We start from the raw sequence: 12,658 nt of genomic DNA, 5'->3' as shown, positions 1-12,658 counted from the left end.
TTAGTCTGTTTTTGATAAGGATTTAAAAATTTTATTATTTGGTAATTTTATTTTAATTATATTTTCATATTCATAAAATATTAAGAATAATATTATAATTATTTAAAATTGATTTTTTAAGTAATAATTATTCTTAATTAACATAACGTTTGTAGTTGTTTTAACATATATACACCTCAACTTTGCAGCGGTAAACATTTAAACTATTTCATAAGATGAGGTTAAACTCAATAAAGCTTTTATTAGTAGGAGCTTTTGCCTTAACGGCATCATTATCTTTCGCTCAAGTTGTTGAACCAACAGATTCTACAAAGGTTGAACAAGACGAAAATGTATCTTTAAGTGAAACATTAATTATTGGTAAAGGAGTAATCGATGTTACAGAAAATCGTAAAACACCAGTTGCATCTACAGTTATTACAAGAGAGGAAATCCTTGATAAAGGAGTTGGAAATGTAGAATTTCCAGAATTATTAAAAAATTCGCCATCTATTTATGTTGCGGACCAAGCTTCAGGTTTTGGTGATGCAAAAATGTATATGCGTGGTTTTGATCAATCAAATACTGCTTTCTTATTGAATGGGCAACCAATCAACGGAATGGATAACGGTAGTTTATATTGGTCAAACTGGCAGTCTGTTTCTGATATTGCAAATGTTATTGATTCTCAACGTGGTTTAGGATCTTCAAAATTAGCTATTTCTTCTGTTGGAGGAACTGTAAATATCGTAACAAAAGCTACTGAGAAAAAAGAAGGAGGTTTTGTACGTTACTTAACAGGTAACGATTCATACCAAAAACAAACTATTGGTTATAATACAGGTATGAAAGGTAAATGGGGTGCTTCATTTATGTTTGATAACTGGTCTGCTCACAGAAGTTTTGCACGTGGAACAGAAGGTAAAGGTCAATCTTACTTTGTTTCTGTAGGTTTCAAACCAAATGCACGTCATACATTCAACTTTATGATTTTTGGTGCTCCACAAGAACATGGTCAGAACTATTCTAAACCAATGGATACTCAATATCGTAATATTAAAGTTAATGGTGTAAATAAAAGTATTATTGCAACTCCAGGTTATGATATTACGGGTCGCTTAGGAAACTCTAACTATGGTTTCTATAATGGAGAATCTTTATCTGCTAAAACAAACTATTATCATAAACCAGTAGCTAACTTAAACTGGGATTTTACAATTAACGAAAACTTGTCTTTGTCTACAGTGATTTATGCATCTACTGGTACAGGAGGAGGAACAAGTACTTTAGGTAATGGTCCTGGATATACTGATGGAGGTTATAAATCTAATGGAGAAATTGATTGGAATGTAATAGCAGCGAAGAATCAAGAATTAAAAGATGGAATTTCTAAGGGAAATAACGGAACTGTTTTAGCTTCTTCAGTAAATAATCACTTTTGGTACGGAGGAGTTTCTAACTTAACTTTTGATACAAAAAAAGGTTTTGTATTTAATGTAGGTACAGATTTACGTTTCTACCAAGGGGAACACTATCAACAATTAAATAATTTATTAGGAGCTTCTGGTCGTGCTGCATCTAATGTACAACGTTCTTCAGATTATGTTGTTAATAAAACTTTCAGCTCAAGCCCTTGGAATTCTTTATTCAATAGAGCTAAACATAGTGAGAGAATTGGATTTGATAATTCAGAGAGAATTAACTACCAAGGTTTCTTTGGACAAGCCGAATACTCAAACGAATTATTCTCAGCATTCTTTCAAGGTGCTTTATCTTGGCAAGAGTATGAAAAATATGATAACTGGAACTATACTGCAGAATCTGCAGAAAAACAAGGTATCAAATTCAAAAACGGTAAAGCTTATTCAGGTGAGCGCACAGAAATTGGTTATAATTTAAAAGCTGGTTTCTCTATCAATTTAAATAAAGAAAATAGTGTTTTTGTTAATGGAGGTAAATATTCTCGTCAACCATATTTAAATAATATGTTTGTACGTAATACAGTTACTTTTGTAGATCCAACAGTTAAAAATGAAGAGATTCAAAGTGTTGAAGCAGGTTACCGTTACAAAACTCGTACATTAAGAGTTAATGTGAATGCATATTATACTGAATGGGATAATAGAGCAGATACTTACAACGATAGAGATTTTACAGATGCTAATGGTTTAGTACACTCTAATGTTCGTTATTTATTAAATAATTTATCTCAAGTACACAAAGGTTTAGAGGTTGATTTTGATGCTAAAGTAACGCGTGATTGGACAATTAGAGGTTATGCTTCTGCAGGAGATTGGAGATACCAAGGAGCTTTCACGTATCAAATTCAAGATACAGATACGCAAGAAATTGTTGCTGGATCAGAAAATGGAAAAGGTAACTTAGACGGTGTAAGAGTTGGTAATGCAGCACAATTTACATTTGGTATGGGTACTAAAGTTAAAGTAACAAAAGCTTTATCTTTTGATACAGACTTCAACTACTACGCTCGTTTATATGAAAATGTAAATGTAGCTGATGTAGCAAAAGCAAATATTAAAGGAGATGCTTACAAAAATGCAAGTATTAGCCCATTTGCTACAGTAGATTTAGGAATGTCTTACAACTTTAAAATTACAAATAGTCAATCACTTAAATTTAGAGGTAACATCAAAAACTTATTCAATGATCAATACATTTCTCGTAAAGATAACTACGGTTACTTCTGGGGGAATGGAAGAACTTGGAATGCAGGTGTAACTTATAATTTCTAAGAAATATTTCATTATCATAACAAAAAGACGAACGCTTGTAGTTCGTCTTTTTTTTGTATTTACCTTTACTAAAATTTTATAGAAAAATGATTCAACCCGATTTTCTAAAAGAAGGTGATAAAATAGCAATTGTTGCGCCAGCTAAACGTATGTTACAAGGCGAATTGGATGAAGCAATAGACTTAATAAAATCGTGGAAATTGATTCCTGTATTAGGAAAAAATATTTATGCTGAATATGATTTTGGCTACAAATATGCTGGAACAGATAAAATCAGAACCGAAGATTTTCAATGGGTACTAGATGATTCTGAAATCAAAGCAATTTGGTGCGCACGTGGTGGATATGGTTCAGTAAAAATTATTGATGAATTAGATTTAACCAATTTCAAAAAATCTCCAAAATGGATAATTGGTTATTCTGATATCACTGTTTTTCACAATCATTTTAATCGATTAGGTTTTCAAACAATACATGGTGTTACAGCAAAGAAATTAGCAAATACCGAATATCATCCAACATCTTATCAAAGTGTCTATGAAGCATTGTTTGGACATGAAATTAATTACGAAATTCAATCACATACTTACAATAATTTAGGCGAAGCAAAAGGAGAATTAATTGGCGGAAATCTTTCGATTGTGTATTCACTTTTGGGGAGCGAATCTGCGATTACAAATCCTTCGGATAAGATTTTATTTTTAGAAGATTGGTTCGAGAATTGGTATGCTGTTGATCGAATGTTGATGAATCTTAAACGCAACGGAATTCTTACTCATGTAAAAGGAATTATTTTAGGAAACTTTACACACATGGATACGGAGGAAGAAAATGCTGAAAACTACAACCATCCATTCGATCCAAAAACTTTTGAAGTCATTCATAGTTTTACAAAAAACTTAAATATTCCAGTAGCTTTCGGATTTCCTGCAGGGCATACAGGTCACAATGTTGCGCTTAAAATGGGTGCAAAAGTTCAGTTAAATGTTACCTCAAATAATGTAACTTTGCATCATTATACAAACAAATATGGAACAAGATAATTTAACAGTCATTACTCACCCGTTGGTAAAAGCAAAAATTACGCAAATGCGTGATAAAAACACAACAACGAAAGAATTTGGCGAATTAGTAGACGAAATTTCAGGTTTAATGTGTTACGAAATTACACGTAACATCGAGCTTGAAGAAGTAGAAGTTGAAACGCCAATTACCAAAACAATCGGTTACAAATTAAAAGGAAATGATATGGCTATCGTTCCAATTTTACGTGCTGGATTGGGAATGGTAAAAGGGATTCATCAGTTAATTCCAACAGCGAAAGTTGGTCATATTGGGCTTTACCGCGATCATGACACATTACAACCTGTTGAGTATTTGTGTAAACTTCCAACAGATTTAGATTCTCGCGATGTGATTTTGGTTGATCCAATGTTAGCAACTGGAGGTTCTGCAATCAAAGCAATTGAAATTTTAAAAGAAAAAGGAGCAAAATCTGTTCGTTTGGCTTGTTTAGTTGGTTGTCCGGAAGGAGTGGAAGCGGTACAAAATGTTTATCCAGAAGTTCCAATTTTCTTGGCTGCTTTGGATGAAAAATTGAATGAAAATGGATACATCGTTCCAGGTTTAGGTGATGCTGGAGATCGTTTGTACGGGACAAAATAATTTTTTTGAATGAGTATTAGTTACGATTTCGGAAAAGAAGCAGAAGATTTTGCAGTTAATTATTTAATCCAAAATGGGTACAAAATATTGGCTCGAAATTATTTTTTCAGAAAAGCCGAAATTGATATTATTGCTCAATTTGAAAATGAGATTGTTATTATAGAGGTTAAGAGTCGTACTTCAAATTATGTTGTGGAGCCAGAAAGTTCTGTTAACACAAAGAAGAAGAAATTGTTAATTCTTGCCGCAGATGATTTTATTCAGAAAAATAATTTTATTTCTGAGGTAAGATTTGATATTTTAGCACTTTTAAAAAAACAACAATCTTGGAGCGTAAATCATATCAAAAATGCGTTTAATGCTTCAGAAATTTAATCAACTTTTATGGAAGTATTTATGAGTCTTTTTGACTTTATTATGCATATCGACCAGCATTTAGCAGAGTTTGCAAATGAGTATGGTTTGTGGCTTTATGCAATTTTATTTTTAATCATTTTCGTGGAAACAGGTGTGGTTGTGATGCCATTTTTACCTGGAGATTCACTGTTGTTTGCAGCAGGTATGTTAGCTGCGCAAGAAACAAATGATATGAATGTGTGGATTATGATTGCAATTCTTTTGGTGGCCGCCATTCTCGGTGATACGTTGAATTATACCATCGGGAAAAAAGTTGGTTACAAAGCAACTAAGGTTAAGATTTTTGGTAAAAATTTCATTCAAGAAGAACATATCAATAAAACGCACGAATTCTACGAAAAATATGGTTCTAAAACTATTGTAATTGCACGTTTTGTACCAATTGTAAGAACTTTAGCGCCTTTCGTTGCAGGAATCGGACGAATGGGATATTCTATTTTCATTACATATAACGTAATTGGAGCTGTGTTATGGGTTGTTGGTTTAACACTTATTGGATACTTTTTAGGAAATATCGAATGGGTTCAAAATAATTTTTCTAAAGTAATTTTAGGAATAACAATCGCTTCTGTACTTCCAATTTTAGTGGAAATTATCAAAGAAAAGTTCGGCAAAAAAAAGGTAGCTGAACAAGAATAACTATAAAAAATTAACTCGACTTCGGTCGAGTTTTTTTATACCTTTAAATCATGGAAATTTTAGATTACATACTACATATCGATAAATATTTAGAAGCCATTTTGAATGATTATCAAAACTGGTTTTACTTGATTTTGTTTCTCTTAATCTTTATCGAAACAGGTTTGGTTGTCATGCCTGTTTTACCTGGCGATTCGCTTTTATTTGCGGCAGGAATGTTGGCTGCGGCTTTTCCAGATCAACTTAATATTTATATCGTATTAGGTTTACTTTGGGTTGCGGCGATTGCAGGCGATACGGTCAATTATACGATAGGAAAAACTTTGGGAACGAAATTAGTTACAGCCAAAATTTTCGGTAAACGAATTATTAAAGATTCTGCCATTCAAAAGACCGAAGATTTCTTTATAAAATATGGTTCTAAAACCATTGTAATTGCACGTTTTGTTCCGATTGTAAGAACGCTTGCGCCTTTCGTTGCAGGAATTTCTAAAATGCATTATGGCACATTTATCAAATATAATTTCATCGGTGGAACAATTTGGGTTTTCGGGATTACATTGGCTGGATATTTCCTTGGAACAATTCCATTTATCAAAAACAATTTCGAAATTGTCGTAATGGCAATTATTGTGTTTTCTTTGGTTCTAATTATTGTAGAATTCGTCAAAGAGAAAATAAAAAAATAAAAAATGAGTACAGAAAATTCGATTTTCATCATCTTACTTTTGTTGATAATCTTTTTACCAATTATTTTATTTATCATTGAGTCTCAAAAAGAATATAAACACGAAAATGATGAAGTTATTCGCGTCAAAATTGGTTTTTTAAGCTATATTTCAGTTTTTAATATGATTCTTTTTGCAATTCTTTGTCTTACTTTTTTATTTATAGCTTATCAATTATTGTTTGTGACAGATTTCATTTTAACTAACATAATTATTGGAATGATTTTTTTGATACTATTCTTTGTTTTTACCGTTCCAGTTGCCAATACTTACAATCATCTCTTACATGAATCTAAGCGAGAAATTTATTTTTTCAGGAATAAAAAGGTTTTGTTCGTTGTAGAAAAAGAATCAGAAATTACTATTGATTTAGAAGATGAAATGATTGAAATCAATCACGAAGTTTCTAATAAAAGTTCTAAATATCAAACTGGTCATGGTAAATATAATTTTATTCAGAATGATGAAATTATTCCAATTTCAGATTTAATCAAATTTCCGCAAGATTTTCTTGATCAAAATAATATTGAGCAAGTTAAAGTTTCGAAACTTTTTATTTGGATTTAGATAATCATTCAAATAATTCCTATCTTCTATTTTTAAAAATATCAATCAATGAAAAACCTATTAATTATTTGTTCTATCCTTTTTTCTTTTGTTGTAAATGCACAACAAGGTTATCCTGTTCCTCCAAAATCAGAAAATAGATTATTTTACATTCAACACAACGACAATAAAAATACGTTTGTTTACGATGCACTTTTTTCGAGCAAAGGAATTTTAGATGCTAACAATCCAGTTGATATTTATCGCATTCTTTATGCTGAAGATGGTTCAAAAAAGCCCTTGACTTCTATACAAAAGAAATTGGCATATGGTTTAGATATTAAGAAAATTGAAAAGAATGTTTTTCAGTTGACATTGGTTTCTTATCCAACTCAAAAATTAACGCTTAAGCTTGATTCTCAAAAAAATCCAATTGTTCAAACAACTGTTAATAACAAGTTGATAACACTGAATCGTGTTTTCTTAAAACAGAAGAAAGGAACGGCTGGAATCTCCGTAAAGCTTGATTATATTTTATTTTACGGAAAAGATAAAAACGGAAAATCTGTAGAAGAGAAAATTGTTCTCTAAAAAAATCTCCCTAAATTAGAATCTGTAAGACGCAATTTAATAGCATATGATCGAAGTAAGAGAGGTGAATACGCCAAGTGAAATGAAGAAATTTGTCGATTTACCTTTTGAAGTGTATAAAGATAATCCGTATTGGGTGCCTTCTTTAAAGAAAGATGAACTCGCAAGTTTTGATAAAAATAATGCAATTTTTGAGACGGTTGAAGCTAACTATTTTTTAGCTTACAAAGGAAAAGAAGTAGTTGGACGAATTGTTTCGATTATTAATTGGACCGAAGTAAAAGAAATTGGAAAGACTAAAATTCGTTTTGGTTGGTTAGTTTTTAAAGATGATATCAACATTTTAAAAGCTTTATTAACAACTGTTGAAAACATTGCTAAAAATAATAAACTGAGTTATATAGAAGGTCCGATGGGATTTTCGAATATGGATAAAGCTGGATTATTAACAGAAGGATTTGATAAAGTTGCCACTTTGATCGGTTTATATAATTACGAATATTATCCAATATATTTGCAAGAATTAGGTTATCAACCAAAAGCCGAGTGGTTAGAATATTCTATTGATATTGCGAATTTGGGCAAGGTAAAGCAAATGGATAAATTGTGTGAAATGCTCAAAAAACGTTACGAAATAGATACGTATAAATTTGATACAATTAACGAAATGTTACCTTATGTAGACGAAATGTTTGATTTGTTGAATGTGACGTATGCAGAATTGCAAAGTTTTGTTCCGATAGAAAAATTTCAGGTTGAGCATTACAAAAAGAAATATCTAAAATTTCTTCATCCCGATTTTATTTCATGTGTAAAAGATAAAAACAACAAAATGATTGCTTTTGCGATTACGATGCCTTCATTTTCAAAAGCTTTTCAGAAAACGAAAGGAAAATTGTTCCCATTTGGTTGGTGGCATTTGATGCAAGCGCAAAAAAAGAACGATCATGTCGAATTTTATTTGATTGGAATTCATCCTCATTATCAAAATAAAGGTGTTAACGCCTTGATTTTTAAAGAGCTTTATGATCGATTTATAGCGAGAGGAATTAAAACTTTAGAGACCAATCCTTTGCTAGAGGAGAATACAAAAGTGCAACAATTATGGAAAAACTTTGATCCGGTTATCCATAAACGTAGAAAAACATTTTATAAAGATATAGAAGCATAAAAAAATGGTTAGAATCTAAATTCTAACCATTTTCTATATCAATTAAGGTTGTGGCTGATAATTTTTCGCATTATCTTCAGCATCATCATCAAACTAATCTCCAAATTTTTGCTTAACAGATTCTTTGATTTGATTCTATTTTTCTTCTAAATAATTATAAATTAATGTTTAAAAAAATGAAGAATAATTTCCTTAGAAAACTGCGAAGTAAATCAAAATAATGATGATAATCACAACCACTATAAATTCAAAAATGGAAATAGTTCTTCCACCAGATTTCAAATTTCTTTTCGAATACATACCAAACCAACTTATAACCAAATAATGATCTAAATTTATGAAAAATATTATAAATCATTAGAAAACAATAAATCATAAAAAAAGACTTTGAAATATTTTTCAAAGTCTTTGCTGTTGTACGGGCGGGGAGACTCGAACTCCCACACCTTGCGGCACTAGATCCTAAGTCTAGCGTGTCTACCAATTCCACCACGCCCGCTAAAATCTCACCGATTTGGATTGCAAATATACACAAGTTTTCTTTCTAACAAAATTTCGAAATAAAATTTTTTTAATCTTTTTTTACATTCTAAATTTGTACAAAGCTTTTACAAAAATGGAAATTACAGGAAGAATTAAGAAAGTATTTGAAACTCAAAATATTACTGCAAGTTTCAAGAAAAGAGAATTTGTTGTTACAACGCAAGAACAATATCCACAAGATATTTTAATTGAGCTTACACAAGATAAGACTGATGTGTTGAATGCTTACAAACCTGGTGATGAAGTGAAAGTTTCTATCAATATTCGTGGTCGTGAGTGGATTAATCCAGAAGGAGTAGCAAGATATTTTAATACAATCCAAGCGTGGAGAATTGAGAATATGGCGAATGCAGCTGCACAAGCACCTCAAGGTTACGATAATTTTGCACCAGCGCCTCCAGTAGATACTTTTTCTAATGGAGATGATGATGATTTACCATTCTAAGGAAAAAAACATCAATTAATACTAAACGTGTTCTTTATTGGACACGTTTTTTTAATTTTATATAAATTATACACAAAACGATATGTATTGGTTAAGTTCTGATTTAATCTTTCCTGATTACGATGAAGTGAATAGCGAGGGAATTATAGCTGTTGGAGGAGATCTTTCGCCAGAACGCCTAATTTTGGCTTATCAGAAAGGAATTTTTCCTTGGTTTAATGAAGAAGATCCAATTATTTGGTGGTTTCCACAAGATCGATTTGTTTTATTTCCAGAAAATTTACATGTTTCGAAATCGATGAAGAAAGTTTTTCGAGATCAAATATTTACGTATTCAGAAAATAAAGCGTTTCGAGAAGTGATTACAAATTGTTCGCAAGCGTATAGAAAAGATCAGGACGGAACATGGATTACAAATGATATGATTGAAGCATATTGTACGTTACATGAAATGGGAATTGCTAAAAGTATCGAAGTTTGGCAAAACGACGAATTGGTTGGTGGTTTTTATGGAGTTGATATGGGCGATGTTTTTTGTGGAGAAAGTATGTTTGCGAAAGTGAGCAATGCTTCCAAAGCTGGTTTTATACAATTTGTAGCAAAATATCATAAGAAATATAAGTTGATCGATTGTCAAGTTTATACCGAACATTTAGCGAGTCTGGGTGCAATGGAAATTCCGAGTGATGTTTTTTTGGAATATTTAGAGAAATAAAAAAATCCGACAATATTAATTTTGTCGGATTTTTTAATGATTTACTAATCACTTTACTTTGTAAAATTGATTGGATATTTTAAATTTTTATATTCATTTAGATCTGCATTTAACGATCCAACTAATAAACCCGCTTTTATTTTTAGCGGAACTAAGTTATCATCGTCAGAAATCCACATCGTAACCGATTCTGATTCTTTGAAAACGCGACCAGATTGTACGTAAGGACGAATTTTTATTGCTGCAATTTTTCCGAATTTTGTTTTTAAGGTTTCACGTCCCAAAACTTTTAATCGAAACTTTAATGTTTCGTCACCAAGAAAAATATTTTCGTTCAAATAATTTCCTGTTTTAAGAGTGGAATGATTGGCATTACGTAAGCTGTAAAAAGCAGAAAGTAAATCTTGTGCATCGTACGGAATTGTTTCTGTTGTTACTTTTCCATCTCGTTTATTTTCAACTTTTGCTTTTCTATTGGCGTGATCAAAATAATAGATTTGATGACGTTTGTAACTTCCTTCTACAATATTTCGAACAAATTTTGTCGGTTTCAAATCTGTTTTATCAATATACGATTCGTAATTATCATCTACCTTAAAAAAAGCACGTACCGCACCAGTAGAAGTTCCTTTTCCTACGATGTGATAATGGCTTTTTCCGTTCAATGTAGCTTCTCTTACATCAATTGAAGCAAAACCTGCATTCAATCCAGAATAATGAACTCTAAATTTTAGATTTTCGCCAACTTTGTAGTTGTTTTGAGCATTTAAAGGCAATGCAAATGAAAGGACAATAAAAGTAAAAAATAAAATATATTTTTTCATTTTGAATTTTTGGTTTTGAGGTTAAGATTCAAATTGTTTGCCAAAAATAATAAAACGCCTTTATAAATTGATATAAAGGCGTTTTAATTTATGAGAATCTAATGATATTCTAATTTTCTTCTTTTAAGGAAGATATTTGATCTGCTTCAGTTGAAGTTTCAAAATCTGAAACATTGATAACCGAAACTATTTCTGGAACATATTTTTTGATGGTCATTTCAACACCAGACTTTAAGGTCATTTGGTTGACAGAACATGCTATACATGCACCTGTAAGGCGAACTTTTACAATATTATCTTCTACAGATACTAATTCGATATCGCCTCCATCTGAATTTAAGAATGGTCTAATTTCAGTTAAGGCCTTTTCAACTTCTGAATATTTTTCTTCTGGAGTCATGATCTTTTACTTTTTTTAATTTTTTGCCGAACAACCTGCCATCGTTGTAATACGAACGGCTTCTGTTGGAGGCAAAGTATTGTTACGTTCTACTAAACTTTGTACTGCGTTACGTGCAATTTCTTTGTAAACATTAGCTACAACAGTATCTTCTTGCATTGCAGCTGGACGACCAACGTCAGCAGCTTCGCGAATAGATTGTACAATTGGAATTTCGCCTAAGAAAGGAACACCAATTTGTTCTGCTAAGTTCTTTGCACCATTTTGTCCAAAGATATAATATTTGTTGTTAGGTAATTCTTCTGGTGTAAAATACGCCATATTTTCTACAATTCCTAAAACTGGAACATTAATCGCTTCCATTTGGAACATTCCAACTCCTTTTTTTGCATCTGCTAATGCAATATTTTGAGGCGTAGAAACTACAACAGCTCCTGTAATTGGAACTTGTTGAACGATAGATAAATGAATGTCACCTGTTCCTGGAGGTAAGTCGATTAATAAGAAATCTAATTCTCCCCAATGTGCATCACGAATCATTTGATTCAATGCTTTTGCAGCCATCGGTCCTCTCCAAACAATTGCTTGATCTGTATCAGCAAAGAATCCAATTGATAATAATTTAATTCCGTAAGCTTCTACTGGTTTTATTTTCGTTTTTCCATTAACTTCTACAGAATATGGACGAGCATCTTGACAATCGAACATAATTGGCATAGAAGGTCCGTAGATATCAGCATCTAATAAACCTACCTTGAATCCCATGTTTGCTAAACTTATTGCTAAGTTTGATGAAACAGTAGATTTACCAACACCACCTTTACCTGATGCTACAGCGATAATATTTTTAACACCTGGCAATTCAGAACCTTTGATTTCGTTCGGATTTTTTTCTTCAACTTCAACAGAAATGTTAAGTTTAAGATTTGACTCAGGTAAATTTTCTTTAAATGCATTTTTCAACGCAATTTCCAAACGCTTGCGTTCGTGCATTGCAGGCGAAGGAGAAACAATATCCAATATAATATCATTTCCCATCACTTGAGCGTTACGCATCCAATTGCGAATACCTAATTCTTCTAATACTTGATATATTTGATCTCTTGTGTAAGCCATCTTTTAATTTTAATGAGACAAAATTACGAAGAATCAAAGACTTTAAATAATCTAAAAACGTGATTTTAATTGTTTTGCTTTATAATTTGATAAATAGACTTAATTTGATGTATATTTAAACTTTAA

General features: G+C 31.5%; 14 protein-coding genes and 1 tRNA gene. 11 read left to right on the top strand and 4 right to left on the bottom strand.

Annotated features, from left to right (window positions below):
- The first annotated feature begins 215 nt into the window (after positions 1-215).
- The 9 genes from B2X73_RS06395 (at position 216) to B2X73_RS06355 (ending at position 8,489) form a co-directional block, all read left to right on the top strand.
- Positions 216-2,732 carry a TonB-dependent receptor gene (locus tag B2X73_RS06395; RefSeq protein ID WP_286495697.1) on the top strand — a complete coding sequence of 839 codons (2,517 nt, stop codon included), beginning with the start codon at positions 216-218 and terminating at the stop codon, positions 2,730-2,732.
- An 86-nt stretch (positions 2,733-2,818) separates the two neighbouring features.
- A complete protein-coding gene (locus tag B2X73_RS06390; RefSeq protein WP_286495695.1) occupies positions 2,819-3,775 on the top strand; it encodes a S66 peptidase family protein in 957 nt (318 codons plus the stop codon).
- The gene (upp, locus tag B2X73_RS06385) at positions 3,762-4,397 is read left to right on the top strand and encodes a uracil phosphoribosyltransferase (RefSeq protein WP_286495694.1); all 636 of its coding nucleotides are present in this window, start codon (positions 3,762-3,764) and stop codon (positions 4,395-4,397) included. Before B2X73_RS06390 ends, upp begins: the two co-directional genes overlap by 14 nt.
- Before the next feature lie 9 nt (positions 4,398-4,406).
- Positions 4,407-4,772 (top strand): YraN family protein, encoded by a 366-nt coding sequence (locus B2X73_RS06380; RefSeq protein WP_286495693.1) that lies wholly within the window; start codon positions 4,407-4,409, stop codon positions 4,770-4,772.
- A 9-nt stretch (positions 4,773-4,781) separates the two neighbouring features.
- On the top strand, positions 4,782-5,453 hold the full coding sequence (locus B2X73_RS06375) for a DedA family protein (protein ID WP_180905395.1): 672 nt from the start codon (positions 4,782-4,784) through the stop codon (positions 5,451-5,453).
- A gap of 50 nt (positions 5,454-5,503) precedes the next feature.
- Positions 5,504-6,142 (top strand): VTT domain-containing protein, encoded by a 639-nt coding sequence (locus B2X73_RS06370; protein ID WP_291096032.1) that lies wholly within the window; start codon positions 5,504-5,506, stop codon positions 6,140-6,142.
- Positions 6,143-6,145: 3 nt separating this feature from the next.
- Positions 6,146-6,748, top strand: coding sequence for a hypothetical protein (locus B2X73_RS06365; protein WP_291096030.1), 603 nt, complete (start codon positions 6,146-6,148; stop codon positions 6,746-6,748).
- A gap of 48 nt (positions 6,749-6,796) precedes the next feature.
- On the top strand, positions 6,797-7,318 hold the full coding sequence (locus tag B2X73_RS06360) for a DUF4833 domain-containing protein (RefSeq protein ID WP_286495691.1): 522 nt from the start codon (positions 6,797-6,799) through the stop codon (positions 7,316-7,318).
- Between the two features lie 46 nt (positions 7,319-7,364).
- Positions 7,365-8,489 carry a GNAT family N-acetyltransferase gene (locus B2X73_RS06355; RefSeq protein ID WP_286495690.1) on the top strand — a complete coding sequence of 375 codons (1,125 nt, stop codon included), beginning with the start codon at positions 7,365-7,367 and terminating at the stop codon, positions 8,487-8,489.
- A gap of 417 nt (positions 8,490-8,906) precedes the next feature.
- Here B2X73_RS06355 and B2X73_RS06350 read toward each other — a convergent pair.
- A tRNA-Leu gene (locus tag B2X73_RS06350) sits at positions 8,907-8,988 on the bottom strand.
- Positions 8,989-9,105: 117 nt separating this feature from the next.
- On the opposite strand from B2X73_RS06350, the gene B2X73_RS06345 reads away from it, so the two are divergent.
- Together B2X73_RS06345 and aat are read left to right on the top strand one after the other, a co-directional pair.
- A complete protein-coding gene (locus B2X73_RS06345) occupies positions 9,106-9,477 on the top strand; it encodes a DUF3127 domain-containing protein (protein WP_019976879.1) in 372 nt (123 codons plus the stop codon).
- An 82-nt stretch (positions 9,478-9,559) separates the two neighbouring features.
- Positions 9,560-10,192: a leucyl/phenylalanyl-tRNA--protein transferase gene (aat, locus tag B2X73_RS06340; RefSeq protein WP_286495163.1), complete on the top strand. Its 633-nt coding sequence runs from the start codon at positions 9,560-9,562 to the stop codon at positions 10,190-10,192.
- Between the two features lie 53 nt (positions 10,193-10,245).
- On the opposite strand, the gene B2X73_RS06335 is transcribed toward aat, so the two are convergent.
- From B2X73_RS06335 to B2X73_RS06325, 3 genes are all read right to left on the bottom strand, one after another.
- Complete coding sequence (locus tag B2X73_RS06335) at positions 10,246-11,016, bottom strand: DUF3108 domain-containing protein (protein ID WP_286495162.1); 771 nt, start codon at positions 11,014-11,016, stop codon at positions 10,246-10,248.
- A 109-nt stretch (positions 11,017-11,125) separates the two neighbouring features.
- The gene (locus B2X73_RS06330) at positions 11,126-11,416 is read right to left on the bottom strand and encodes a NifU family protein (RefSeq protein ID WP_114998704.1); all 291 of its coding nucleotides are present in this window, start codon (positions 11,414-11,416) and stop codon (positions 11,126-11,128) included.
- A 15-nt stretch (positions 11,417-11,431) separates the two neighbouring features.
- Positions 11,432-12,532 (bottom strand): Mrp/NBP35 family ATP-binding protein, encoded by a 1,101-nt coding sequence (locus B2X73_RS06325; RefSeq protein ID WP_114998705.1) that lies wholly within the window; start codon positions 12,530-12,532, stop codon positions 11,432-11,434.
- Between the last annotated feature and the right edge of the window lie 126 nt (positions 12,533-12,658).

Source organism: Empedobacter sp. UBA7252 (genome assembly GCF_002472765.1).
Lineage (GTDB): Bacteria > Bacteroidota > Bacteroidia > Flavobacteriales > Weeksellaceae > Empedobacter > Empedobacter falsenii_B.
The sequence above is the reverse complement of the archived record's forward strand: the minus strand, read 5'-3'. Positions and strand labels throughout refer to the sequence as shown.